A 25,529-nucleotide genomic window follows, 5' to 3' on the forward strand; every position below is an offset into this window, starting at 1 on the left:
CCTAAGAATTATCGTACAAAACAAGTTGTTGATTATGAGGGAAGTAATGATAATGATTCTTTAAAATGTAGTTTATCGGATTTATATGTATTTAATCGGTTTTTTTGTTTAATTTTAGAATATGGAAGTTCAAAAATAATTCGTGCTATTAACAGCAACGGTAAATTTATTTAAAAACATTCAAACCACTGAATTATCAACCTAAAGAGGGGAATCATGAAAAATCTATTAACTCTTATAATGGTTACTGTGACAATAGGTTTTACAGGGAATAGTAAAGCCCAAACTTTATCAACTGTTAATGCTTCAGCAGGTGCAACGATAATAGTTCCAATGACATTAACAGAGCAAAATTCATTAAATTTTGGAAGCACAAACAAAAAAATAGGTGTTGCTGGATCAGTTGTGCTTTCTACAACAGATGCATCTCGTGATTTTAATGGAGGTGTTTCTGGATCCTCAGTTGGCGGCGCTGCTTCCAACGCTGTTTTTAATGTAACAGGAGCTCATGATAGTAGCTATGCGATAACATTACCTACCTCAATTATAGTTAGGGAGCCAGGCTCTATGTCAATGACTATTAATGAGCTAAAGATTAGATTTAGTGGCGCTGCTCAAGACGTTGCAATTAATGAAGGTAGTAATAGTGTTAGCAAGATGCTAAATGCTAGTGGAAATGATAGTTTTAGATTGGGAGGAAAGTTAAACATAGGGTCGGAACAACTGGCTGGGATATATTCTGGAACTTATTCGATAACTGTTGACTACAATTGACTGAATAGTAAAATAATCAAAACTAAATAATGGCTGTCCTTTGGGATGGCTTTTTTGCTTTTAATAGGAATTAAAAGTAGTCTATCTATAGTGGGTGAGTAGATTACTCTTTTAGGTATTCTTATTTTTATTTTGATCATCTTATTATATTTCAGTTTGGCCAAACTACTTACTTTTTTCTGTTTTTATGACACTTCTAAATCAATAAATGTACTTCAATTGGAAAGTGATATTTGGTTCCAAATATTAAAAATAAGAAGTCCTCTATAGGTCCAAGGCTTAATATACAATTACTGACTGAGTTATTCTCTTTTATGAGACTCTGTTATAGTCATATTTTCTTTTTTTTTATAGGCATTTTTTTCTACCTGATTACATCGAAATACCGTACGAATTTTCATAATTAATGTAATGATTGAGCAGAAGTTGCACTTTAACGGTTTTTTAGGTTAGTTACAGACTTTTTTAGGAGCGATGTGTAGTTGCATCATATGTTTGCACCAGATTTAAAAACCGATTTACCCAAATCTACTAAAACAAAAAACATGAAAAAAAACCTACTTACATTAGCAACTATCCTTACAATTGGATTTTTTACAAATAATGCTATGGCACAAACTAGTGCAGAAGTATCAACAACAACTGCTGGGGCAAAATTAATTAAACCGATGACTCTTGTTCAAGATTCTCCTTTGCATTTTGGAACTATAAACGTTCTTGCAGGAGCAGGAGGAACTGTAGTGATGAATTCAGATAGTAACTCTCGAACTTTTAGTAGTGGTGTCGCATCTGGAATAGTTGCTCCTGCACCTACCAATGCAGCATATACTGTAACGGGTACAAAAAATGTAACTTATGCGCTTACTTTACCTACAACTATAGTAGTAGCAGAAACTCTTGTACCTGCGAATACGATGACAATTTCTGCTTTAAAAGCAAGATTTAATGGCGAAAGTGTAGATGCTGTTACTAGTACATTAAGCGCAACAGGAACTGATAGTTTTACAGTTGGTGGGACTTTGACAGTTGCAGCATCTCAAAATGCTGGGATTTATGCTGCTACTTTTAAAGTAAGTGTTGATTATAACTAGTATTTAATTTGATATAGGGAAAAGGGGAAAGATAACTTATAGTCTTTTCCCTTTTTTTATTGGCATAATGGTTTATTTTTGCCTAGTACGATCAAATTAAAAAAAGAATATAATGAAAAAGCTGCTGTTATTTATCGCCATTATAGTTTTCACTATTAAAGCTGAAGCTCAAGGTGACTTACTAGTTACACCCAGCCGGGTTGTATTTGAAGGCAATAAGCAGAAAGAAATACTTAATCTGGTAAACATGGGAAGCGAAACGACCACCTATTCAGTATCTTTCGTTCAGAAAAGTATGAAAGAAGATGGTAGTTTTGTAGATATTATTGAAGCTGAATCGGGGCAACAATTTGCAGATCCGTATCTGCGTATCTTCCCAAGGCAGGTAACATTAGCGCCAAATGAAGCACAAACTATTGTGGTACAATATAGACGTAAAGCAGATATGCAGTCAGGAGAGTACCGTTCGCATTTGTTCTTTAGATCCGAAAAAGATTATACAGCACTTGGAGATAAAACTGCAGCCAAAGATGCTAAAAGTTTAAGTGTTCAGCTGATTCCTATTTTTGGGATGAGTATTCCCGTAATTATCCGAACAGGCCAAACTGACGTATCAGCAATGCTAAGTGATTTGAAACTTGATGTACAGGATAAAGAGGTACATAATTTTAGTTTTACCATTAATAGAACGGGCAATATTTCATTGTATGGTGATATCAAAGTAGAATTTTCCCCTGAAAAAGGCAAACGGTTTGACATTGCTGCTATTAATGGAGTGGGAGTTTACACTAGCATAGATAAACGGAGCATAAGAGTACAATTAGATGCTGCGACAATGAAGTTGTTAAAAAAGGGTACATTGAAAGTGACTTACAATAGTAATGGTGATGGTAAATCTGTAGTCTATGCTACCAGTGATTTGGTAATTGAATAGTGAAAACAAGACAATTTTCTTATAATGAGTATTTATAAAATTGATTGATATTGAAAATAATAAACTCAAAAACAGCATTCTGTAAACTAAGGTTAATCGTTAGCGCACTACTGTTTTGTGCAGGTTATTCTTATGGTCAACCGTCGTTACCGCCACGATTTATAGAGGTTAATGCAATCCAAAATCTTAACTTTGGATCTTTTGTTCTTACTGGTAGTGCGGGAGGCAGTGTCTTGTTAGGATATAATGGAATTAGAAGTAGTACGGGAAGTATTGCACTATTGGGGAATGACTCTCAGCCTGCTATTTTTGAAGTTAAACTACTTCAAGGAAGGAATGTAAAAATAGATTTTACAGGTACTTATACGTTAACAGGTAGTAATGGAGGCTCTCTTGTGCTAACAATTGACACTACTGAAAAAGGAAATACGGGTACTTTTTTTCCCACAGATAATAATCGTGCGTTTACAACTAATTTAAGTGTTGGCGGTAAACTTGATATTCCAGGCAATTCAATTCCAGGCACTTATATCGGTACTTTTAATATTACCTTTAATCAGGAATAGGAAATGATGAAAAATAAATTTAGTGTTGGTTATTCCGCATTTCGTAGGTTTATTATGATTATTCCGATATTTTTTGTGGTTAAAATCTTATTTATTTTTATGCTAGTAAGCTCTTTTAGTACTTATGAGGAAAAGTTTGGGAGTACTGTTATAAAAATGAAATCAATTGATCCAGATCCAGTCGCCTATGATTTGTTTCCTGTTAATGTAATTATTGAAGGAGTGGGGAGTTTTGATTTAGACGTTTTATATACTGAAAATGACCTATTGTTTATTAATATCGAAGATTTATTCAGAGCCCTAAAAGTTCCATGTACTGATGGAGTGAAGGGAATTAGTGTTGAAGGATTTATTGGAAACGCGTACCAGCCATATTCTATTGATTTTGCAAAAGGCATCATAAAAGTAGGTGATCGAACAATTAGAACCGATGATAAATTACTAAAGGAATCAGGGATTTTATATATGGAATCCTCACTTTTTGCAAAAGCGTTCGGGATTATATTGGATTTCAATTACAGATCTCTTACCATAAAACTAAAAGCTGATTTTGAGTTGCCTGTAGTAAAACAGATGCGACTTGAGAAAATCCGATCAAATATTGCAGATATAAAAGGTGAAGTTGTGGTAGATACCCTCATTAGTCGGGACTATCATTTATTTAAGTTCGGTACACTAGATTGGTCTGCTTCCTCATTTCAAAACTGGAAATCTGCAGCAAATAATGCATTTGGCTTAAGTTTAGGTACAGAATTGCTCTATGGAGAAGCTAACATATCGATGAATTATTTCAGTCAATACAAATTTGATGACCGCCAATTGCAATACCGTTGGAACTGGGTAGACAATGATAAAACCCTTATAAAGCAAGCCCAAGTGGGTAAAATCAGCGTTCCACTGATTTCCTTTATAAATGCACCGTTAGTTGGTGCCAGCATTCGAAATTCACCTACTACAGTTCGAAAAGCAAAAGGGAGCTATATTATCAACGAAATTGCGGAACCCAATTGGACGGTGGAGTTGTATATAAATAATGTTCTGGTTGATTTCACGACGGCCGATGCTTCGGGTGCTTTTAGATTTAATGTGCCTATTGTTTACGGGTTCACCACTTTAAAATTAAAGTATTATGGTCCTACTGGCGAGGAACGTACGGAGGAACGGGAGATGAATGTGCCCTATACTGTAATGGCTACTAATGAATTTGAATATGGATTATCTGCAGGTATAGTGCAGGATGGTGATGGAAGCCGGTTTGGTAAAGGAGAATTTAACTATGGTGTCAATAGGATTTTAACTGTTGGTGGTGGTATAGAGTATCTGTCTTCGCTGCCTAGTGATGGATTTATTCCTTATGCCACTGCTACACTACAGCCTTTTAGTAGGCTGATCTTAAACGGGGAGTATGTGCATGGCGTAAGGTCTAAGGGGGTGTTGAATTACTATATTACTAAGGAAATATTGTTGGAGCTTGATTATGCTAAATATGTTGAAGGGCAAAAAGTGACCATATTTAATTCTAACGAGGAACGGAAAGCCAAGTTGTCAATTCCATTACGTTATAAAAAGATAAATGGTTTTTTTAGATTGGATTACTCTCAATTGGTTTATAGTGCATTTAGTTATAACTATGCCACTGCGATGTTTTCGGTCTATTATAAACAATTTAGTACCAATGCATCAACACAAATCAATTGGGTCAGTGAAAAAGATCCTTTTATTACAAACGACTTAGTATTGGGTTACAGGCTTAAGAATAATTATGTCATACGATCGTCAGTACGATATAATGCTAGTAGCTCTTCGTTTATTTCTTATACCACAGAGTTGGAGAAAAGAATAGCAAAAGGTTATTTATCAGCTTCTTTTCAAAAAAATATAATTTCAGATGATTATTATATTAATCTGGGCTGCAAATATGATTTTTCGTTTGCAAGAACAGCTGTCTCAGGATCACAAAGCAAATTCAATAGCGGTACTTCAATAAGTGCGCAAGGGAGCTTGGCTTTTGGAGCAGGAAACGGCTACATTCATAGTAACAATAATTCTTCTGTGGGTAAAGGTGGCATAGTACTATATCCATTTCTGGATTTAAATCATAACGGTATTTTTGATAAAGAGGAACATTTGGTCAAATTAAGTGTGGCTCGCGCTAATGGGGCAAAAACCATTATTAGTGAAAAAGATTCCATAGTACGTATTCCGAACCTGAATTCATTTACCGACTATGTTTTAGAGTTTAATGACAGTGATTTAAGTAATATCGCCTGGCGTTTTAAACATAATACTTACAAAGTTTTGGTAGACCCAAACCAGTTCATGCGTATTGATGTGCCTATTCTTGCCATGGGAGAAATAAGTGGGATGGCTTATATGGAAAAAGAAAATGAACTCAAAGGGATAGGCCGGATATTGATAAAAATATACGAGAAAAACAGTGATAAAGTCGTAGTAGAAACACTTTCAGAATATGATGGGTACATATACAAACTGGGGCTTAAACCGGGGGAATATAGGGCCTGTGTAGATCCAGAACAGTTGAGTAATCTTAATTTTATTGCAGAACCTGCTTGCAGATACTTCACGATAAAGACATCTGAAGAAGGTGATATCGTTGATGGAATTGATTTTATACTGAAGAAAAATAAAGAATAGCTCTGAAAAAGTTGAAGGATATTTGTTAGATTCATCAGGTTCCCATTTACTTTAGTGGCATAAAATAAAACAGCCTTTAATCCACTTGGGATTAAAGACTGTTTTGTTTTAAATAGCTTTCATAAGTAAGCCTTTATTTCTCATGAAAGTGATTTATCTGGCTTTAAAAATAGTATCCAATATTCATATTGAAACGTACTTCCCATTTTTCATTTGCAGGTGCGTCTGCAAGGCCATTTGTCCATTGCCCACCTAACCAAGGTTGGTTTTTACCCGCCGCTGCATCAAAGTAAGTATATACGTTTCCTGCAGAAACTAGAACTCCAGTGACGTTCATGATAGTGTCTTCAAAATCAGAATTTACTTTTTCTAAATAACCGTAATCATTATAGAACTGTAATGAAGATACTGGTCCCCATTTTACAGGTACAGTATATGAAACCCCTAAAGTATAAGTCTGTCCTGCTGCTGCAGTAAGGTAAGGCGCTCCGTAAGCAGTCATTGCAATTACTTGTTTGTTGTCTGCTGCGGGACCTTTTGGTGATTTTTTATACTTTGTAACTTGTGCTTTAACACCAAAGCGTTTGTACTTTAATTGGTAATGAAGTGCTGCGGCATAATGGGATCCCATTTCCTCAGTGTCTAAATTGTAAAGTCCACCAAATTGAGCTGATCCACCTATTTTATGATTGATGCTATCATTTCCTATTACATAATTCAGTTGACCATTAACTTGATTTACCTCTTTATTACGTAAATCTAAAATTCCATCACCATCTAAATCTATCGAAGCTACATCATAGGAATATCTGCTGTTTGATACATCAGAATTATTACCAAAGTTTAATTCTTCAGCATTTTTGAAAAACGCTACGGCATAGCTCCATTTTTTGTCTGTATGGGTAAACTTAACTCCCATATCATGATCATCTTCCAAACCAACATAGTAGTTTAAACTAAAAAACCAGTTATTCGAATTATAAGTTGTGATACCAAAAGGTACTTGTGTAAGTCCTACTTGAATTTCGTTTTTAGAATCGAAATCATAGGCTAACCAACCTTGTTTTAACATTCCTCCACCAAAACCTTCTGAATAAAGACGATATTCAGCATTCAGTTTTATTCCTTTGTATTTGGCTTTAGCATTAACACGGAATACATCGTAGCCAAAGTCACCTCCGCGTTTCTTTTGACCTTCTTTCCAAGAAGATAGATTGTAATTGAAACGTAAAGCTCCACCTATTTCGACTTTTGGTTTGTCTTGGGCATAAATAGCTCCGGTTGATAATAGCATTAAGCCAATTATCAAAGTAATTTTTGAAAACATAAAGTGTTTATTGTAATTAAAAAAATAATAGAATACGAGAGAAAAACGTTTCTTTAAGATGAAATTCGCTTCTTAGTCAAGAAACTTAGTAAGGAAGAAATGTGTGTGAATTCACTTTTTAAGTGTAGTAGTATGTTTTTTATTTGCATGCTGCAAAGGTACAAAATTAAACGGAAAAGCCTATGTTTTAGCGGTTAGTCTTGTTTTATGTTTTTTTATTGGTTAAAATCTGATGTTTCAAGACCTTAAATTCCGTTAATTAGAATCACTTTTTTTAGAAAGAATTGGGGTGTATTTACATGCGTTTTTTTATTATCAAAAGTGTATTTTTGGAAGATAAAATGGTCTTGATTCTTAAAAGGAATATATAATAGTTAAAAATAAACGGCAGCTATCGTCAGGAATAGCATTTCTATTCGTCATATAATATATGAATTTGGACTGTAAACATTCTTCCTCAACTGCAATACTCCTTTTTGCCCAAAGCAATAAGGTAGAAAGTGCTTTGAAACCAATTGCTTATCAAAAAAAGCAGAATGATTTATTGTGGCAAAAGATGAATCAAAAAGTTTTACAGACGATTCATAAAACAAATCTTCCTTATTTTATTTCAGATGAAAAGACACAAGTAGGTGATTCTTTTGGAGATAAATTAAGCCATGCCATAACAACTGTTTTTGAAAAAGGATTTGAAAAAGTTATCGTAGTAGGAAATGATAGCCCAGGACTTACCAAAGAACATTTATTAAATGCTAGGATAGGTTTACAACAGAAGGAGTGGGTTTTTGGTCCCGACTGTAAAGGGGGAACTTATTTAATAGGAGTTTCTAAATCGGTTTTTAATGCTGGGGAATTTGCAAATATAAGTTGGCAAACGACTCAAGTAGCGGCGCAACTGAAAGCACTTTCTGTAGAGGAATCAATACTACTTTCACCATTAGCGGATTTAAATACGCTAAATGATTTTAAAAATGTGCTCAGTGGTTTTTCATTTCACAGTACTTTTAAAAACAGTTTACTCTCTATAGTATCGTATCAACATCCCATAAACCGAGTTTTAAAGAAGCGTTATTCTTTTGATATTGTTGGATTTAATTTTAATAAAGGTTCTCCCGTTTTGGAGTAGTTTTTCAGCACTTTATTTTAAAATTATTCTCCAAAATTATACTTTAATGAAACAATTTTTCCTGTTTTTGTTATTGAGTGTCAGTACATTTGCTGTCGCTCAAGAAGACTTATCTGTCTCAATCATAGATTTCAATACGCAACAAGCCATTGCTAATTTAGAAGTCCTATTAGTTAATAGTTCTCGTAATAGTAGTATCCAACAAACATCTAATAGCCAAGGGAAAGTGATCTTTAGAGGCATTCCTGCCTTAGATGGTTATCAAGTGATTTTTGAAGGTACAGCTGTATATGCGGCTCAAAAATCAGATTTAATCAGTGTACGTTCGAATCAAGCGGCCAATGTGACTTTAATATTAGCTCCAAAAGATTCAAATGAATTGAATGAAGTTGTTATTACCAAAGGCGCTACTGCAAAAATTAATCGTCGGGATGCAGAAGTGTCGTTTGAAATGAAAGCAGCGGAGATCCAAGAAATTCCTGTTGAAGGTCGCGATATAACAAGAGTTTTATTTCGATTACCTAATGTGTCACAAGCTACAGGTTTTTATGCTGAAGCACCTAATGTAAGCATTAACGGGGCTAGTTCAGGATATACTTCTTACTTGATTGATGGTTTAGACAATAACGAACGCTTTTTAGGTGGACAAAAATTTGCCATTCCGTCTGGATTTGTAAAAGATATTACGGTTCTAACTAATAATTTTTCGGCGGAATATGGTTTGACAGGAAGCGGAATAATCAATATTACGCCTCGTTCTGGATCGAATGAAACTACGGGCGAAGTTTTCTTTATCACAAGACCCGGTCCGTCAATTGATGGGAAATCTAGTTTTGCTCAAAGAGATTTATCAGGAAACCAAGTAAAAAATGGTTTTGCCCGTTATCAGACAGGTGTAGGAATAGGTGGCGCTTTAGTAAAAGATAAAACGTTTTACTATTTTAACTTTGAACACACTACAGATGTTAAAGATAATTTATTAAATGTTCCTCAACTTGGAGTCACTGAAACAGTAAGAGGAACGAATACATTCAATTATTTTTCTACTAAAATTGACCAGATTTGGAATACTAATTTCAATTCGTCATTGCGTGCAAACGTGGGTGTAATTGATATTGAAAGACAAGGTGGTGGTTTAGACGGTGGCTCAACATTTGCATCAGCAGGAAATGCACAGCAACGCAATAGTATTTTATTGGCATTAAAAAACAGCTATAAATTTGGAGATTTCTCAGGGGAAACAAATGTGCAATACAGCCGTTTTAGATGGAATTATGCAAAACCGTTCAATCCCAATAGTTCTCAAGTAACCGTTTTAGGTGTTAATGATGAAATCTTAGGCGTAATTGGAAACCCGGGTTATGTTTTTGACGCGATTGAAAATACAATTCAAATTCAGCAAAAAATAAAATATTATACGGAGAATCATACTTTTAAAGCGGGTTTAAATTTTATAAGAGGAGATCATCAATTATTTGGAGGTGGAAATCCAGTAGGGAATTATCGCGTAAAGCTAAATCAAAATCAGATTGATGTTATTAAAAATAGTGGAGTGGGAGGAGCATTGAATGTAAATGATATCCCGCTTGACGCAACAGTTTTAAATTATAATGTAGAATTACGTCCAACATCTTTTGGAACCAATCAAGATATTTACTCGGCTTATGTTGAGGATTTATGGTCGGTTACAAATAGATTGAATCTTGTTTTAGGGCTGCGTTACGATTATGATAATTTGTCAAAAGGAGGAAGCGATAAAGGGGATTATAACAACTTAGCTCCTCGATTTAATTTCAATTATAAATTAGACAATTCTAGTAGTTTGCGCGGTGGATACGGAATTTCATACGATAAGGTAAATTATGCTTTGTACAGTGATGCTTTGCAGCAAAACACTACTTCGTCAAGCTATAAATTACAATTAGAAGAGTTAAAAAGATTGGATTTGTTACCAGCGGATACTAATATTGATCGAATTACGTACAACGGTAATTTAGCCGCTTCGGTATCTGGCGTGAACTATTTGCAAGGACCATCGGCAACTGAATTACAAGGGCAGCGAGAAAATATATTTTCTAATGAGCGCCGTATTTTGAATCCGAATGGGTATAAGAATTCGTATTCACATGAGTTTGCTTTAGGTTACCAATTGCAGTTAACGGATGAAAGATTGTTTTTTGTTGATTTGGTTCACAATAAAGGCGAGAACTTATCTAGATTACGTAACTTAAATGCTGCGGCCGAATATCCTATTGACTCCAATAATGTTGTGATAAGAACTAAGGCTGAAGCCGATGCTTCAAGACCAATTCCAATTATTAACGGAAGCGCAACTATTAATGGGCAAACCGTAACTGGAATTGCAAGGAGTGTTATTATGAGTGAAAATGAAGGAAAATCAAGGTATTATGCAATGAGTTTTAATTACCAAAAAACCAAAGGAACTGATAATTATACGTATCGCTTGAATTATACCTTGTCGTCGAGTAAAAATGATACAGACGGAATTAATTTTAGACCTTCGGATGGGAATAATTATGCGAATGAATGGGGACCATCAGTAAATGATAGAACTCACAATATTAACGGAATTTACAGCTATTATCCTTTTAAAGGAACTACAGTTACGCTGGCTGGTTTGTTGCAAAGTGGGCAACCTATAAATCGTATTCCCCTTGGTTTTGGGACAACAGATTTGAATGGTGATGGCGCCAGTTTTTCGGATGCTTACCAAGGAAATAGCGATCGTTTTCCGGGAGAAAGTAGAAACAATGATCGTTTGCCATGGAACACCACTTTTGATTTAGGAGTGCAACACCAAATTACTATTTTAGGAAATAATAAAATTGAATTGCGTGCCGATATTTTTAATTTGCTTAACGCAGAGAATCTGAGCGGTTACAGCAATAATGCTACTCAAAGTAACCAGATTCAAGGCGGATCAAGTACTAGCGGATTGTTTACACAACGAAACGCCTCTCCACCAAGACAGTTTCAATTTGGGGTACGTTACTTATTCTAAATAGCTTTTGTTGCACGAGGTTTTTAATTTGCGTTAGGGATAGAAGTGACATCTCCCGATTTAGAAAAACAAGGCTTTTTTAGCCGTAGTTTTTATTAATTGGGAAATAACGGATAGCCCGACCGCCTTTTTTTGGCGGGAACGCCCAAATAAAATATAACTAAAATATGTTTATACTAAACGCAAATGAGCCAGAAGAATTGGCTACTTATTTACAGCAACAACACTGGTTGGCAGCTAACGAAGCTATTGTATCCGTGTCTAAACCGGGCGAGGGGAATATGAATTGTGTATTGCGGATCGAGACGGAAAGCCGCTCTTTTATTGTGAAGCAATCTCGTGGATATGTCGAAAAATACCCACAGGTTTTAGCACCAGCAGCTCGTGTTCTTACCGAAGGGGCTTTTTATAAAAAGATAGCCAGCTCTGAAGAAGTGCAGCGTGCAATGCCTATGCTTTTAGGTATTGACGCGGTGAATAATTTGATTGCTTTAGAAGATTTAGGGAAGACAAATGATTATACCGTTTTGTATGATTTGCAACAAAAATTACAAGAAGGAGAGTTACAGCAGTTGGTGAGGTATTTGAATGGTTTGCACCAAAGTTTTCAGAAAACGGTTGTCGATGACGAATTGTCAAACACAGAAATGAGGACATTGAACTATGAGCATATTTTTGAATATCCATTTAGAGAAGAGAACGGTTTTAATTTAGATACGGTTCAAGAAGGGTTGCAAGCATTGGCTTTGCCTTACAAAAAGAACTCGGAATTAAAGCAAAAAATTGAACGATTAGGTTCACTGTATTTGTCGAAAGGGAAGTATTTATTACATGGCGATTTTTATCCCGGGAGCTGGTTAAAAACAGCTGATGGAATTAAAGTTATAGATCCGGAATTTTGTTTTTATGGTTTGCGAGAATTTGATTTAGCTGTGTTTTTAGCGCATATGTATTTGACGCAGCAAGAGGAATCGGATATAAAATTTGTAAAGGAAAACTACTATTCTTTTGACGAATTAAACACTACAATTCTTAATGGGTTTATAGGTACTGAAATCATGCGTAGGTTAATAGGGCTGGCACAATTGCCTTTAAAAATGGATGTAAAAACTAAAGCAAGCTTATTAAAATTTGCTGAAAATTTGATTTTAAAATAAACGAAATACTATGAAAATTAAAATAATCGCATTGGCATTGCTGCTGTCGGCAGGATTGCAAGCACAAACTAAAGTATGGTTTGACACTGATATTATGATTGGGATGCCTGATAAAACGCCACGGGAGGTAGATGATGGAATTACGTTGATTATGGCTTTGAAGCAACCTCAAATAGAGATTGTAGGGATTAGCTCGATCACTTATGTTGATTATAGCTACCCAATTATCAATAAAATTTTGGGATGGCACAATAAAGGAGCGGCAATTCCAGTGTATAAAGGTTCTCCAAAAGCGGATGATTTAGGTGTTGAAAATGATGGTACTAGAGCGTTATATAAAGCTTTAAAGAAAGATAAGCTTACGATTTTAGCTTTAGGACCCATGACTAATATTGCGACTTTGATTCAGAATCATCCTGATATTATTCCGCAAATAGAGAAGATTTCTATTTGTGCAGCAAGAACTCCAGGCTTGCCATTTAATCCAGGAAACGGAAAATTGAATGTGTTTGATTACAACTATGAATTAGATTATAAATCAATGGATGTGGTTCTGAATTCTTCTATACCGCTAGTTTTTGCAGGTTATGAGCCAAGTTCGTACACGTTTATTGGGAATATTGATATGGCTAGTTTAGATATGAATGAGGAAGCCGATAAGTGGCTGTTTGACGTAGTTCAACCTTGGATGGATAAGAACGAAAAGTATTTTGGTGTTAGAGGATTTATTCCGTTTGACTGTTCTACACTAGGCGTAATTACGCATCCTGATTATTTTACGTACTACAAGGACATTCCTATAAAAGTTAATTATAAAAAGAATGATGCACTTCAAGTACAACCGAATGTTCCCTATAAAAATTTCTTAGAAGTTTCGTATAAGTATAAAACTAAAAAGAAAGTAGATTATGCAATTCGAGCCTTACAAGGTTTTGAAGAAAAGATATTGGAGACATTAAGTGTGAAAAACTAACAAAACTTTAGGGATTGTTTAAAAACCAAATCTAGAAATCAACCGTATATTACTATAACATTCAACTATGAAGTGTTTAAAACATGTTGGCGGTTAAATTAGCCAAAATGGATATAAGAACCCAATAGTATTGATAAAAACTAAAATAACAACAGATGAAAATTAAATTAGCAAGTTTGGTAGTAGTATTGTTTACAATATTGAGTTGTAATTCGAACGCACAGACAAAAAAGTTATCTTTAGAACCTAAAAAAGGGAAAGCTGTAGCTGTTTTTGCATCAGGTTGTTTCTGGTGCAGTGAGCACGTATTTGAAGCAGTTGTAGGTGTAGAAGAAGCGGTTTCTGGATATTCTGGAGGGAATGTAAAAAATCCTAGTTACGAATTGGTGGGGTCAAATAGAACTGGTCATGCCGAAGCAGTGGCGGTTTTTTATGATCCAAAAGTAGTCTCCTTTAAAGAATTAGTAGATGTGTTTTTTGCCTCGCAAGATCCTACAACGCCTAATCAGCAAGGTCCTGACAAAGGATCTTCCTATCGTTCTATTGCCTTTTATAAAAATGCAGTAGAGAAAAAAATCATTGAGGACAAGATCAAGGAGCTTACCGCCAATAAAGTATTTGCTAATCCTATTGTGACAGAGGTAAAAGCAGTTTCTGACTTTTATGAAGCTGAAGCCTATCACCAAGACTATGTAAAGAATAATCCAAATCAACCTTATGTAAAAGGGGTTTCAATTCCGCGATACAACAAGTTTAAAAAAACATATAAAGGAAAACTAAAACCTAAATCTTAAAGTCATGAAATTATATAAACAACTATTAGTATTACCCGTAATCGCGTTTAGCTTTATTGCCTGTATGCAAGCGAATAAAAGCGAAAAAGTAATAACGGAAGCAAAATCAACGATGCAGCAACAACCAGTATTGTCATTGACAGATACCTCGTTGAAGAAAGTCATTAAAACGGACGCTGAATGGAAAAAGCTATTGACTGCTAATCAGTATTATGTTTTGAGAGAAAAAGGAACAGAGCGTCCCTTTCAAAATGAGTTTAATGACAATCATAAAAAAGGACATTATTTTTGTGCTGCCTGTAAGTTGCCTTTGTTCTCCTCTGAAACAAAGTTTGAGTCGGGGACTGGATGGCCAAGTTTTTATGCTCCGATAAATAATAATAGAGTCAAAGAAGTTGTAGATAAAAGTCTGGGAATGGTGCGCGGAGAAATTGTTTGTGCGCGTTGTGATGGTCATCTTGGACATCTTTTTGATGACGGACCTAGACCAACAGGTTTGCGTTATTGTATGAATTCAGCAGCAATGTTATTTCAAGAGACTAAATAAATATTGGTTAATTATTTTATTCAAAAAAAGGGCGTTTGTTTCATTTGAAACAAACGCCCTTTTAAGTTTTGTAATGCTTAACTATTGTTTATAAGCAGCAACTAATTGCTCTGCCATGGCTAATATATCACTGGTTTCAAAATTAGGTTTACTTGACAAACTGTATTGCGATTGACCTTCGCGAGCAATAAATCCAGTTGCTAAACCGGCATGTGATGCACCTGCTAAATCCCAACCATGTGCAGCAATCATTAGCATTTCTTCAGGTTTTACATTTAGTTTATTCGCTGCCCACAAATAGGTTTCAGCTGCAGGTTTATATTTTTCGATGGTATCAATACTCAATGCTTGCTCAAAATAATCGGTTAGATTAGAGTTTTTTAATTGTTCCTTTAAAGCGCTATCAGGTGAGTTAGTCAAGGTAATTAATCGAAAACCATTTTCCTTTAAAAGTTGCAATCCTTTGATTACATCGGGATAGGTTTGCAGTGATTTAATAACTGATAAGGTCTCTTTTATTTCCTCTGAAGTAACTTTTTTATGTAATGATGTCGCAGCCATATCAAGTGTTGCGGCAGCTATAGTGGTGAAATTATGGTATTCATTGATGCTATTAGATACTGTTGAATAATGCAATAGCATTCCAAACCAAATTCGGAATCCCTGTTCTTCATTTAGCAGTGCATTCACTGATTTTTTTAAAGGAGTCATGTCAAGTAAAGTTTCATTTACGTCGAAGACAATTACAGGTTTACTTTTTTGTATGGTCATGTTTTAATTTTAAATTATTGGTACCATCTTTTAATGGTTTCAAGAGCAGGTTTTTCCTGCGGAGTGTAATCAATATTATTTTTAGACTTTTTATGGTAATCATCAGCATACCATTTCCAAGCAAAACCTCCTACAAACCAGTCTTTTTGTGTCATAGATTGAAATAAGGACTCGTATGCATTGGCTTGAGCCAAATTATTGATTTCATTTTTTGTTTCGGTCCAAGGTTCTTCAGCGGCATGGTTGGAATTACGGTATCCAAACTCGGTAAAGAGGATTTTCTTGTTGAATTTTTTTTGAACTAAATCCATTTTATCGATGTGCTTTTTCCATGATGCATTAAGATCTTCTACCGAAGGGTCCTCGGCATTTGATAAGGGAAAATAACCATCAATACCAATGTAATCCAATTGATCCCAAAAAGGGACTTTATCAAAGTCATCCCAGTTCGCCGCGTAAGTCAATTTTCCGGTATAGATTTTTTTAATTTTATGGATTAATTGATTCCAATATTCAGGTCGTTTTGCAACAGAATTTCCTAATTCTGTTCCGAAACAAAATAGTTCTATTTTTTGTTCTTCAGCTAATTTTGCAAATTCTAAAATGTATTTTTCATAGTCGGCTTCCCAATGTTCCCATTCTTTTACGGTAGCAAAATCTAAATTTCCAGTATAAAAATCATGGTTTACCCAAAGATGTGGTTTTAACATCACAGTCATTTTGTACTCATGTGCCATTTTGTTGCTGGCAATTATCCCTTCTGTTTTTTCGCCCCACCATTGACGGTCATTATTGTAATTCACTGATGCATCATCAATATTTACAAAGGCATACGGAATCAAAGAAATCGCATTGACCTGATTCTCTTTTAAACTTTCGAGTGTACTATTTTTTAATTCTTTTATAGGTGCTACAAGATTCATCCCTTTGTACTCCATTGCTAAATTTCTAACAGCGGTTTTAATAGGTATTTTAGCAATATCATCTGTGTCTTTATTGCTATAAAAAGCGTATCCACTAATGATTAGGATAAAGAGGAGTAAAAGGACAAGTAGTTTTTTTTTCATAATTCTAAACTTAACCTATAAAATCTGCTAACTGAATTTCTAATATGAAAGTATTAGTTTGCAGTTATTTAGTTATTGTATTGCGGTGGTATTTTTAATATTCACGCATTAAAAAACGCTAATTATGCTTTCTTTAATTTCTCAATAATGGTCAGCTTCTTTGCTTCGGCCATTTTCATACTTCCATTTGATTTGTTTGGAGCAAACCATTGACCAATTATTTTGTCCATCAGTTTAGACTGATTTTCATAGGCATTACAAGTTTCACACATAGCTTTGTGTGCCTGTAATTGCATTTTTTCCTTTATTGTCAAAGGAGTAAGCATTTGTTTGTCTATCAGCTCTGTTGATTTTTTACAAGTCCTCAACAACATTCTCATTACTATGTGCATTTTCTCTATCGTTAAAGTGTTACTAAACCCATTTTAATTCTAAACATTTTCTCAATAGCAGTTTTGATCTATGTACGATCTGCCAGTAATTAGACGATGTGATTTCTAGTTCCTGACAAATTTCGGTCGTGTCTTTATCAGATAGATATTTGGATGTAACGGCTAGTTTCCATTTTTGAGGTAAATCGTCCATACATTCCTGCATCACATCATTGAATTCGGGATTGTCTAATAGCTCTTCATCCTGGTCCCAAATTGCTTTGATCTCATTGTCTTTCCAGCATCCATAGGCGTTAAACATGCCTTCTGACAACTCAAAACCGCTGTTTTCAGTCAAACTAAATGTTTGTTTAGTCGTTTTAGCACTCTTGCGGTAATAGTCAATTACTTTGTTATTAAGGATAGAAAATAACCAAGTTTTAGGTTGGCTTTTCCCTTGAAAAGTATCTATTTTATTAAATGCCGACAAAAAGGTTTCTTGTACTAAGTCTTCGGCAGTCTCTTTTGAAGAGGTTTTGTAAAATGCCCAACTATAAAGTTCATCGCTAAATTGATTGACCCATTGTTCTAATATCGTTTTTGGGTTTTCGTTTATAACATCCATAAGTATATTCAGGCTTCATTATTTTTAATTATGCCAAATGTACTATTTTTTTGTTGCGAAGAAAGTTAGTGTTTTCATAAATTAAATAGGAAAAAACTAGCAGATACTCGATTGCTATTAACCAATAGTTTTCTTTAAACTCTGAATTGGAGTAGGCAGCGTAGCTTAATATTACTGTTAAACTCCAAACGATTGGGTAGTTGTATTTTGTAAAAATGCCAATTAAAATTAGATTGATAACGTACCAAGGATGTACTGTTGTAGACGTAAAAAGATATACGGTTAATACCACTAGAAAATTTTGAAACAGATCTAGTGTTGTTTTGTTCTTACCTTTGAATGCTTTGTAAACGATAAAAAGTACAATTAAAATAGGTGTAATTTTACCAGTTGTGTGAATAACGTTGTAGCCTTTAATCCAATAACCTACTTCACGTATGATATAATAGATACTGGCATTAAACTCAAAATTTGTAAACCACAAACCTATGGTGTCGCTGTAATTTTGAATAAGTTCAGCAGAAAGAAACGGCAAGAAAAGAATGATGTTAGTCCCAATTACAATACAGTAAAACAAAATTGCCTTTTTCCATCCTAACTTTTGTAAAAATAAAGGCAATAGTAATAACGGAAGCAACTTTGTTGAAATAGATAAGGCTAAAATCACAGCTGCCGTTTTCCATTTGTTTTCATGCAGTAAATACATGCTCCAAACAAAGAAGAACAACATCACGCCTTCAAAATGAAGGTTTGAAGTAAGTTCAATTATCACTAATGGATTTAACAAATACCAGAAAATGCCATATTTTTCGATTCCTAATTTCGCTAATAATTTGCTTCCAAAATACAAGGTTCCCAGATCGGCAGCTATGATAATTAGTCGCATTCCTATGACTGCTCCAATTACAGAATTGGCACTAAAAAAGGCAGCAATTGCAAAAAATAATTGGTTTATAGGAGGATAGTTCGAAAAATGGCTGGCACTCAAACTGCCCATTCCGTCGAATAGCTCTTTGGCGTTAGCCAAGTTAAAATTAGCTTGATGTATTAAATCATTAGGTAAGTATAGGTATGGATTTATTCCTTGAAGCAATAAACGACCATCCCAAATGAAACGGTAATAATCCTGTGATAGATTAGGAGAAACGACCATTAATACTAACCTAAAAAGTATCGTAGCGCCTATGAGAAAAGGGATATTGTCTTTTTGCAATTTTATAATTTGGTACAATAAAACAAATAAAAAGCTATACGCAATCACTAGATTAATAAATTCTGAGCGATTTAATACATATCCTATGTAGCCATATAATAGGGCACTTATAAGGAGATATAAATAAGATTTTACAGTATTTGAATCTAAAGAATTCATTAGTTATTATCTGTAATTGATTTTATGAAAACAAAGCTAAAGCCTGTTAAAAGCATGAAGTGAAGAGCAATTATACTATAATCATTTAATATAACTGCGCTGTAAATACCAAATAGAAAATAAAGGATTAAGCCTCCTTCGACAAATATGTTTTTAGATATTTTTTTAGACAGGTAACTATTTTGTTTCCACTTGTCTTTTAGCCCTTCAATATTCAATTTTGGAGTTCTAATAAAGTCACTTTTTTTGCCCCATAATCCTTCAAGCACCGCTATTGTATTATGAAAGGAAAAGCCCATCACAATAGTGTAAAAAGTAAGAAACATTCGAGTGTACCTCAAGAAGTTTTTATATCCTCCGCCATGAAGGCTTTTAAAAGTAACCCAATAACTGATAAAAAACAGTAATGAGCTAATAACAAAGAATACTAATACATCAAATATAGCATCAAACTGAAGGTATTTGTTTTTAATATATAAAACGGGTACGCTTAATATTGCCATGACAAAAATAGCTAGGAACATGCTGCTGTTTAGTAGGTGCAAAATTCCATGCACTTTTGTTTTAAAACCAGTTGATTTAGATTGTACTAAACGAATTGCATTTTTACTGAAATTCTCAGCACCGCCTTTATTCCATCTAAATTGTTGCGAACGCGCCGCACTAATGATAGCAGGCAACTCAGCTGGTGTTTCTACTTGTTCTAAATATTTAAATTTCCAGTTTTTTAATTGTGCACGATAGCTCAAATCCAAATCCTCAGTTAGGGTATCGCTTTCCCAATTCCCAGCGTCAAGAATACATTCTTTTCTCCAAACACCAGCTGTACCGTTAAAATTGATAAAGTGGGATTTAGAATTCCTGCCTACTTGTTCTAGTGTAAAATGAGCATCTAAAGCAAAGGCTTGAATCTTTGTGAGCAGTGAATAATCCCGATTTAAATGTCCCCAACGTGTTTGTACTACGCCAATTTTTGGATCCTTAAAATAAGGAATAGTTTTATAAAGCCAGTCTTTTTGAGGAACAAAGTCAGCGTCAAAAATCGCTATAAATTCTCCCTTAGCGTGAACTAAACCTTCCTTTAGCGCGCCAGCTTTAAAACCGGATCTGTTGGTTCTTTTTATTTGTTTAATATCGATGCCGGTAGCAGCAATTTGCTGAATCAAAGCAGCGGTTTCAGTTACACTTTCGTCAGTACTGTCATCCAATACTTGTATTTCTAATTTATCCTTGGGATACTCAAGTTTTGCTATTGTTGTCAATAATCGTTCGATCACATATTTCTCATTATAAATAGGTAATTGTATAGTAACATAAGGAATTTCCTCATTATTCGAAAAGTCAAATTGTATCGACTGATCCTTTGTTTTTTTACTTTTAAGGTAGTTAAGCAGCAAATTAAATTGCGCTAAACTATAAAAGAAAACTAGTAAAATGGAGATTGCGTATAGTATTACGATAATATAAGAAAGCTGTAGCATGTTATTGTTTAACCTTTTCAGGTTGTTATTTAAATGTATATTTGAAAATCCAGCCAATTATTTTTATTCCGGCCATGATAGAGCCTTTAACTGTTCCAGAGACCTTAGAAACCCCGATTCTATTTTTGTAACGAACAGGTATTTCGACATAGCTCATGTTTTGTTTCAAGACTTTTAACTGCATTTCCACAGTCCAACCATAGGTTTTGTCTTGCATGTTCAAAGCTAGTAGTTTTTCATACTTAATTGCTCGAAATGGACCCAGATCAGTATATTTTGCATTAAAAAATAGCCCCATCAAGAAAGTGGCCAGCCAGTTTCCGAAAATCTGCTGTGGTGTCATAGAATGATTTTCACGCAAAGACTCGACTCTAGCACCAACGACAAAGTCCATATTGTCATTGAGTATTGGAGCAATTATTTTGTTTAATTCCTCAGGATAGTCTGAATAATCACCGTCTAGAAAAACGATAATATCTGGTTTTATTTCTTGTTTCGAAATGTATTCCATTCCTTTTAAGCAAGCATAACCATAGCCTTTTCTGTTTTCTGAAAGTACTGTTGCGCCAGCTCCTTCTGCAGCCTTTATGGTGTTGTCAGTTGAATTGTTGCTAATAACAATTACTTCATTGACTGTATTTGGAATTTCATTAATGACATTGGCAATGGCTTGTTCTTCATTATAAGCGGGAATAATTACTTTTATTATACTCATAAGAAGTTTATATTATTGTCTTTCTTGAACTCAGCTAATGAATTCCATTCATTTGTTTTATTACCCATAAAATATTTTTCGGCTCTAATAATTTGACTGTTTCGATAAAACAGCGAAAAACCATTTATTAAATCGTTTTTAAACTCGCTTTTTTTGGTGATTTCCTGATTGGAATTATAAAAAATCCACCATTTGCATTTCTTGTTATTTATAAAATGACCTTCTTCTTTTTTATTTCCGTTTTCGAAATAGTAAAACCAGTAGTCCACTCTTTGATTTTGGTTTAACCAACCTTCTGATTTTAATTTGCCGTTATCGTAATACTCCTTAGAATAGAATTTTTGGCCAGATACTTGGAAAAAAGTGAATAAAAGCAATATGTAAAACCCTTGTTTCACTTTATTTATTGTTAAGCAAATCCATTAAATTCACATCATTTCCTAATAGGATTTCATTTGAATTTATTCTTCCTTCTTCAGAACCATTTTCTAATTTTAAAACACCTCTTGGACATACAGCAGCACATATCCCGCAACCTACGCAAGAGGAACGAACAATATTTTCTCCTTTTTGAGCATAGCTTCTTACGTCTATTCCCATTTCGCAATGCGTTGTACAATTTCCGCAAGATATGCATTGTCCACCATTTGTAGTAATTCTAAATTTTGAAAATAAACGTTGTTGCAATCCTAAAATAGCAGCCATTGGACAACCAAAACGGCACCAAACACGGTTCCCTAAAAGAGGATAAAAACCTACGCCAACAACACCACTAAAAGCAGCACCTATAGCAAAACCATACCATTTTCTTAATGCGTAACTATCTACAAAAAGAATGTTTTGATTGCCAGAAAAGAAATTAATTGCGATCGCAATAATGATTATGGCAACTAAAGATAACATAGTGTACTTAGCATCTGCGTCTAAATCTTGGCGTTTAAAATAGAATAAAGTTCCAGTAAAAAGGACTAAAAAAGCCACGATTCCGTATATAAATTGGTTTCTTGTAATAAAACTCAACTCAGGGTTATTAGATAAAAAAGTAAAAATTACTGCGATAGTAGTTATAAATGAAAACACTAAAACAGAGTGAATCATCCAACGTTCAACTTTCCAAACTTTTTCAGTAGAATTTGATAAGTGTCGAAAAGGATCTCCAGCCGTTTCTGCAAGACCACCGCAGCCACATACCCAAGAGCAGTACCATCTTTTACCGTAGAAGTAAGTAAGAATTGGAGAAATAATAAATATCATGGCAACACCAAAAATCAGCATAAACATTCCCAGATTCCCACCTTGAATCATATTAGTCAAATGCCAATCTTCAAAGAAATAGTAATTTAAGGGCCACATATTCTTTAAATCCTTTGCAAAATAGGGTAGTTCAGGATTTAATTTAGAAAGAATTTCAGGAATTAAAAAAGCAAAACCCAATTGGAAAAACATTACAGAAATAGTACGAACTAATTGATATTTATTGTGTCTGTATTTTAAAATAAATTTGTAGCCCAAACCTAAAATCGCAACTGTATAAAAGGTTCCATATACAAACCATTCACTAGCAGCATGTCCGTTTAAAAAATAGCTGAAAGGATCAAAGAAACCTACAATTCCAGAATTGGCAGCTCCGTTTTCTCCCAATCCTAAATAAGTTGGAAACCAATATAATACAACATAAAAGGAAGTTAATAAAATACCAATCATATAGGCAAGAATCCCTCTGTTAGTAAGTGATTTATGGAAAAGTCCGTTGTTACTAATTCCTTCTGGTCTAGATAAATAAGTGCTTCTAGCATACATTACAATTCCTATTAAAATGGAGGAAATTGAAATAGTAAACCACACTGTTTTATTTGGAAAATTGACATTAAAAAAAGCCAATGTCATAATGAAAAGCCCAATAAAACCAAGCGTTAGTCCTAGTTTTTGAATAGTATTTAACTCATTGTCCTGATGCGATGCAAGCGATATATTTTTTGCTGATTTGCTCATTTTATTCTGTTTTTAATCCAATGAATTCGTTTGTAAACTGCTGTTGTATTTCTTTGTCATGATTGGTAAAAAACTCTGGATCAAAGTTGGCTTCTGCCAAATGATGCATAACATAATCAACCGTTTTTTTATCAGTAAGTACCTTGTCAAAAAATTCATGACGCATGCGTATTCCAAAAGTATTTATACCTAGAAATACTCGACTTTCTTGATGAAATGAAATTCGAATGGCTTTTTTACCGTCCTTATGTTCCCAATAAAAATGATTTTCGTTTTCTTGAGCTTGCGCCCAAACCCATCCGTAAGTCTGGTATTCGATATCTAAAAATTTAGCTGAATTGAACCAATGACCTGGATTGTATTGAGTTGGTTTTCCTGTCAATGTTTGTGCCAGGGCTTCACCCATCATTCTACCAGTGTACCATACTGCTTCGATTGGTCGGCGTAAATCGATACCTTCATGCTGTTCGGCACAATCACCAATGGCATAGATACCCTTGATATTAGTCTCCAGAAAACGGTTTACTTTCACTCCTCGACCTAGCTCAATTCCAGAATTTTTTAGAAAACTTACATTTGGCGAAACACCTGCGGTCAGACCTACAAGTTCACATTCTATAGTTTCGTTTTTATCTGTTATAATGGCTTTTACATGTCCATTTTCATCAGACAGGATTTCGACTAAATTCGTTTCCAGACGCAGATCAATATGGTGCTCCAGTATATGTCGATTAATCATCTGGCTTTCGCCGAAAGGCAAAACACCGCTCCAGAAGCTTTTTTCCCGAACTAAAAAAGTAACGGGAATATTACGAGAGCGCAGCATTTCGGCTAATTCAATGCCAATAAGACCACCGCCTACAATGACGGCACGTTTTGTCGTAGGAGCCCATTTTTCTAGCGCCTCTAAATCTTGTTTGTCATACAAACCAGTTACTCCCTGTAAATCTTGACCTGGCCAACCAAATTTATTAGGTGTGGAACCCGTTGCAATCACCAATTTATCAAATGAAATACTTGAATTATCTCCCAATAAAAGAGATTTTTCTTTAGCTAATACTTCGGTTACACGCTTATGGATTAGATTGATGTTATTTTTTTTCCAAAAATCATTTTCATAAGGTTGTGTATGTTCAAATTTCATATGGCCCATAAATACGTACATCAAAGCCGTTCGGGAAAAGAAAAATTCTGTTTCTGAAGAGATGATGGTAATTTTTGAATCGGATTGTTTTCGAATGTGACGTGCGAGCGTTACTCCTGAAATTCCGTTACCAATGATGACGATATGTTCCATAGAAAAAGGGATTCGTTAAATAGTTTGTAGGAAATAGAAACTCATTCATAAAGTTATGACTTTAGAATGAAAAGAGACTGTTTTTATTTTGTTTTAAAGCTTGGATCTATTTTGAATGTATCTTTAGTAACGGTAATAAACTTAATGTTCGTTAAGCTTGCGTTTCCAATGTTATTGGTAAGTCCTTCGCCTTCTTTCCATTCCCAGAAAACCCATTTAGTAGCAATAGGGATTCCATCGACATCTTTATATTCTAAATATTGAATGGCATGTGGGTTTTTCTCCGCTTCTTCTTTATTTCCTTTTATAGTAACGATGTAAGCCGCTTTTTCGATTAAATTAGTCTTTTTGTCAGCATAGACTACGTACCAATCATCAGGAGCTTCACCTGTGCCTGACTTAAATGTTAATTTTTCAGTTAGGTACTCTTCGTGATTGGCTTCTTTGTTGTCATACGCATTCCATATCGTTCCGGGATCAGTAAGTTTATAAGGGAAAAGGAAAAAATATTCCCAAGTAAAAGCATCAAATCGTACTGTTTCTTCGCTTGGAATATTAGCAGAATAGTAAACCTTATCTTTATCAAATATTATTTTAGCACCGTTTTTATACTCAATAATTCCTTGTGTTGAATTGGTAAGAACTATGAATTTAGCGTCCATTCTTTCTTTACCTCCAAATTCTAATTTAAAGTCAAATTGAATCGCTTGCTTTGTAGCAAACTTTTCTTTTTGATGTGCTTTTTCTGTCTTTTGTGTAAAAGTTTCTTTTTCTTCATTTGATTTACATCCTACAAATACAAGTGCGGATAACAGGATAGTGGCAACAACTTTCTTCATCTGGGTCTGATTTTAATATTTATTATTTGAATT

The 25,529-nt window shown here is 34.5% G+C and carries 23 protein-coding genes; 11 read left to right on the forward strand and 12 right to left on the reverse strand.

Going from position 1 to position 25,529, the window contains the following annotated elements; all coding sequences use genetic code 11:
* Positions 1-216: 216 nt before the first annotated feature.
* The 5 genes from BLV91_RS08930 (at position 217) to BLV91_RS08950 (ending at position 6,020) form a co-directional block, all read left to right on the forward strand.
* Positions 217-774: a DUF4402 domain-containing protein gene (locus BLV91_RS08930; protein ID WP_091431999.1), complete on the forward strand. Its 558-nt coding sequence runs from the start codon at positions 217-219 to the stop codon at positions 772-774.
* A 545-nt stretch (positions 775-1,319) separates the two neighbouring features.
* Positions 1,320-1,865 carry a DUF4402 domain-containing protein gene (locus BLV91_RS08935; RefSeq protein WP_245709641.1) on the forward strand — a complete coding sequence of 182 codons (546 nt, stop codon included), beginning with the start codon at positions 1,320-1,322 and terminating at the stop codon, positions 1,863-1,865.
* Positions 1,866-1,977: 112 nt separating this feature from the next.
* Complete coding sequence (locus tag BLV91_RS08940; RefSeq protein ID WP_091432001.1) at positions 1,978-2,799, forward strand: fimbrial biogenesis chaperone; 822 nt, start codon at positions 1,978-1,980, stop codon at positions 2,797-2,799.
* Positions 2,800-2,849: 50 nt separating this feature from the next.
* The gene (locus BLV91_RS08945; RefSeq protein WP_091432003.1) at positions 2,850-3,365 is read left to right on the forward strand and encodes a DUF4402 domain-containing protein; all 516 of its coding nucleotides are present in this window, start codon (positions 2,850-2,852) and stop codon (positions 3,363-3,365) included.
* Positions 3,366-3,464: 99 nt separating this feature from the next.
* Complete coding sequence (locus tag BLV91_RS08950; protein ID WP_245709643.1) at positions 3,465-6,020, forward strand: hypothetical protein; 2,556 nt, start codon at positions 3,465-3,467, stop codon at positions 6,018-6,020.
* A gap of 163 nt (positions 6,021-6,183) precedes the next feature.
* Here BLV91_RS08950 and BLV91_RS08955 read toward each other — a convergent pair whose 3' ends face one another.
* On the reverse strand, positions 6,184-7,347 hold the full coding sequence (locus BLV91_RS08955) for a hypothetical protein (RefSeq protein ID WP_091432005.1): 1,164 nt from the start codon (positions 7,345-7,347) through the stop codon (positions 6,184-6,186).
* Positions 7,348-7,777: 430 nt separating this feature from the next.
* Between BLV91_RS08955 and BLV91_RS08960 the strand changes: the two genes are divergently transcribed.
* From BLV91_RS08960 to msrB, 6 genes are all read left to right on the forward strand, one after another.
* Entirely contained in the window at positions 7,778-8,473 is a 696-nt protein-coding gene (locus BLV91_RS08960) for a TIGR04282 family arsenosugar biosynthesis glycosyltransferase (protein ID WP_091432007.1), read from the forward strand.
* A 46-nt stretch (positions 8,474-8,519) separates the two neighbouring features.
* Entirely contained in the window at positions 8,520-11,495 is a 2,976-nt protein-coding gene (locus tag BLV91_RS08965; protein ID WP_091432010.1) for a TonB-dependent receptor domain-containing protein, read from the forward strand.
* Between the two features lie 167 nt (positions 11,496-11,662).
* Positions 11,663-12,652: a phosphotransferase gene (locus BLV91_RS08970; RefSeq protein ID WP_091432012.1), complete on the forward strand. Its 990-nt coding sequence runs from the start codon at positions 11,663-11,665 to the stop codon at positions 12,650-12,652.
* A 10-nt stretch (positions 12,653-12,662) separates the two neighbouring features.
* Complete coding sequence (locus tag BLV91_RS08975) at positions 12,663-13,625, forward strand: nucleoside hydrolase (RefSeq protein WP_091432014.1); 963 nt, start codon at positions 12,663-12,665, stop codon at positions 13,623-13,625.
* A 155-nt stretch (positions 13,626-13,780) separates the two neighbouring features.
* Positions 13,781-14,419: a peptide-methionine (S)-S-oxide reductase MsrA gene (gene msrA, locus BLV91_RS08980; protein ID WP_091432016.1), complete on the forward strand. Its 639-nt coding sequence runs from the start codon at positions 13,781-13,783 to the stop codon at positions 14,417-14,419.
* 4 nt (positions 14,420-14,423) lie between these two features.
* On the forward strand, positions 14,424-14,966 hold the full coding sequence (gene msrB / locus BLV91_RS08985; RefSeq protein ID WP_091432018.1) for a peptide-methionine (R)-S-oxide reductase MsrB: 543 nt from the start codon (positions 14,424-14,426) through the stop codon (positions 14,964-14,966).
* Positions 14,967-15,047: 81 nt separating this feature from the next.
* Here the strand turns inward: msrB and BLV91_RS08990 are convergent, their stop codons facing one another.
* The 11 genes from BLV91_RS08990 to BLV91_RS09040 all read right to left on the reverse strand — a co-directional run bounded on the left by BLV91_RS08990 (position 15,048) and on the right by BLV91_RS09040 (position 25,496).
* Positions 15,048-15,737 (reverse strand): haloacid dehalogenase type II, encoded by a 690-nt coding sequence (locus BLV91_RS08990; protein WP_091432021.1) that lies wholly within the window; start codon positions 15,735-15,737, stop codon positions 15,048-15,050.
* A gap of 14 nt (positions 15,738-15,751) precedes the next feature.
* Entirely contained in the window at positions 15,752-16,804 is a 1,053-nt protein-coding gene (locus BLV91_RS08995; protein WP_091432023.1) for a glycoside hydrolase family 113, read from the reverse strand.
* Between the two features lie 122 nt (positions 16,805-16,926).
* On the reverse strand, positions 16,927-17,196 hold the full coding sequence (locus BLV91_RS09000) for a hypothetical protein (protein WP_139262312.1): 270 nt from the start codon (positions 17,194-17,196) through the stop codon (positions 16,927-16,929).
* A gap of 22 nt (positions 17,197-17,218) precedes the next feature.
* Entirely contained in the window at positions 17,219-17,800 is a 582-nt protein-coding gene (locus tag BLV91_RS09005; RefSeq protein ID WP_091432026.1) for a sigma-70 family RNA polymerase sigma factor, read from the reverse strand.
* A 28-nt stretch (positions 17,801-17,828) separates the two neighbouring features.
* On the reverse strand, positions 17,829-19,172 hold the full coding sequence (locus BLV91_RS09010) for an MptA/MptB family glycosyltransferase (RefSeq protein ID WP_091432029.1): 1,344 nt from the start codon (positions 19,170-19,172) through the stop codon (positions 17,829-17,831).
* Positions 19,172-20,653 (reverse strand): cellulose synthase family protein, encoded by a 1,482-nt coding sequence (locus BLV91_RS09015; RefSeq protein ID WP_091432031.1) that lies wholly within the window; start codon positions 20,651-20,653, stop codon positions 19,172-19,174. The genes BLV91_RS09010 and BLV91_RS09015 overlap by 1 nt, the downstream gene beginning before the upstream one ends.
* A gap of 25 nt (positions 20,654-20,678) precedes the next feature.
* Entirely contained in the window at positions 20,679-21,368 is a 690-nt protein-coding gene (locus tag BLV91_RS09020) for a glycosyltransferase family 2 protein (protein ID WP_091432033.1), read from the reverse strand.
* Positions 21,365-21,766, reverse strand: coding sequence for a toxin-antitoxin system YwqK family antitoxin (locus BLV91_RS09025; RefSeq protein ID WP_091432035.1), 402 nt, complete (start codon positions 21,764-21,766; stop codon positions 21,365-21,367). The genes BLV91_RS09020 and BLV91_RS09025 overlap by 4 nt, the downstream gene beginning before the upstream one ends.
* 1 nt (position 21,767) lies before the next feature.
* Positions 21,768-23,360, reverse strand: a complete 1,593-nt coding sequence (locus BLV91_RS09030) for a 4Fe-4S binding protein (protein WP_091432037.1) — start codon at positions 23,358-23,360, stop codon at positions 21,768-21,770.
* 1 nt (position 23,361) lies between these two features.
* Entirely contained in the window at positions 23,362-24,657 is a 1,296-nt protein-coding gene (locus BLV91_RS09035) for an NAD(P)/FAD-dependent oxidoreductase (protein WP_091432040.1), read from the reverse strand.
* A gap of 83 nt (positions 24,658-24,740) precedes the next feature.
* Entirely contained in the window at positions 24,741-25,496 is a 756-nt protein-coding gene (locus BLV91_RS09040) for a DUF6503 family protein (RefSeq protein ID WP_091432042.1), read from the reverse strand.
* Positions 25,497-25,529: the final 33 nt, after the last annotated feature.

The sequence above is a fragment of the Flavobacterium degerlachei genome (assembly GCF_900106645.1).
Taxonomy (GTDB): domain Bacteria; phylum Bacteroidota; class Bacteroidia; order Flavobacteriales; family Flavobacteriaceae; genus Flavobacterium; species Flavobacterium degerlachei.

What these genes read in the sequence shown, in the direction of transcription:
- BLV91_RS08930 (WP_091431999.1), top strand. Translation starts at nt 217, where the DNA reads ATGAAAAATCTATTAACTCTTATAATGGTTACTGTGACAATAGGTTTT.
- BLV91_RS08935 (WP_245709641.1), top strand. Translation starts at nt 1,320, where the DNA reads ATGAAAAAAAACCTACTTACATTAGCAACTATCCTTACAATTGGATTT.
- BLV91_RS08940 (WP_091432001.1), top strand. Translation starts at nt 1,978, where the DNA reads ATGAAAAAGCTGCTGTTATTTATCGCCATTATAGTTTTCACTATTAAA.
- BLV91_RS08950 (WP_245709643.1), top strand. Translation starts at nt 3,465, where the DNA reads ATGCTAGTAAGCTCTTTTAGTACTTATGAGGAAAAGTTTGGGAGTACT.
- BLV91_RS08955 (WP_091432005.1), bottom strand. Translation starts at nt 7,347, where the DNA reads ATGTTTTCAAAAATTACTTTGATAATTGGCTTAATGCTATTATCAACC.
- BLV91_RS08960 (WP_091432007.1), top strand. Translation starts at nt 7,778, where the DNA reads ATGAATTTGGACTGTAAACATTCTTCCTCAACTGCAATACTCCTTTTT.
- BLV91_RS08965 (WP_091432010.1), top strand. Translation starts at nt 8,520, where the DNA reads ATGAAACAATTTTTCCTGTTTTTGTTATTGAGTGTCAGTACATTTGCT.
- BLV91_RS08970 (WP_091432012.1), top strand. Translation starts at nt 11,663, where the DNA reads ATGTTTATACTAAACGCAAATGAGCCAGAAGAATTGGCTACTTATTTA.
- BLV91_RS08975 (WP_091432014.1), top strand. Translation starts at nt 12,663, where the DNA reads ATGAAAATTAAAATAATCGCATTGGCATTGCTGCTGTCGGCAGGATTG.
- msrA (WP_091432016.1), top strand. Translation starts at nt 13,781, where the DNA reads ATGAAAATTAAATTAGCAAGTTTGGTAGTAGTATTGTTTACAATATTG.
- msrB (WP_091432018.1), top strand. Translation starts at nt 14,424, where the DNA reads ATGAAATTATATAAACAACTATTAGTATTACCCGTAATCGCGTTTAGC.
- BLV91_RS08990 (WP_091432021.1), bottom strand. Translation starts at nt 15,737, where the DNA reads ATGACCATACAAAAAAGTAAACCTGTAATTGTCTTCGACGTAAATGAA.
- BLV91_RS08995 (WP_091432023.1), bottom strand. Translation starts at nt 16,804, where the DNA reads ATGAAAAAAAAACTACTTGTCCTTTTACTCCTCTTTATCCTAATCATT.
- BLV91_RS09000 (WP_139262312.1), bottom strand. Translation starts at nt 17,196, where the DNA reads ATGCACATAGTAATGAGAATGTTGTTGAGGACTTGTAAAAAATCAACA.
- BLV91_RS09005 (WP_091432026.1), bottom strand. Translation starts at nt 17,800, where the DNA reads ATGGATGTTATAAACGAAAACCCAAAAACGATATTAGAACAATGGGTC.
- BLV91_RS09010 (WP_091432029.1), bottom strand. Translation starts at nt 19,172, where the DNA reads ATGAATTCTTTAGATTCAAATACTGTAAAATCTTATTTATATCTCCTT.
- BLV91_RS09015 (WP_091432031.1), bottom strand. Translation starts at nt 20,653, where the DNA reads ATGCTACAGCTTTCTTATATTATCGTAATACTATACGCAATCTCCATT.
- BLV91_RS09020 (WP_091432033.1), bottom strand. Translation starts at nt 21,368, where the DNA reads ATGAGTATAATAAAAGTAATTATTCCCGCTTATAATGAAGAACAAGCC.
- BLV91_RS09030 (WP_091432037.1), bottom strand. Translation starts at nt 23,360, where the DNA reads ATGAGCAAATCAGCAAAAAATATATCGCTTGCATCGCATCAGGACAAT.
- BLV91_RS09035 (WP_091432040.1), bottom strand. Translation starts at nt 24,657, where the DNA reads ATGGAACATATCGTCATCATTGGTAACGGAATTTCAGGAGTAACGCTC.
- BLV91_RS09040 (WP_091432042.1), bottom strand. Translation starts at nt 25,496, where the DNA reads ATGAAGAAAGTTGTTGCCACTATCCTGTTATCCGCACTTGTATTTGTA.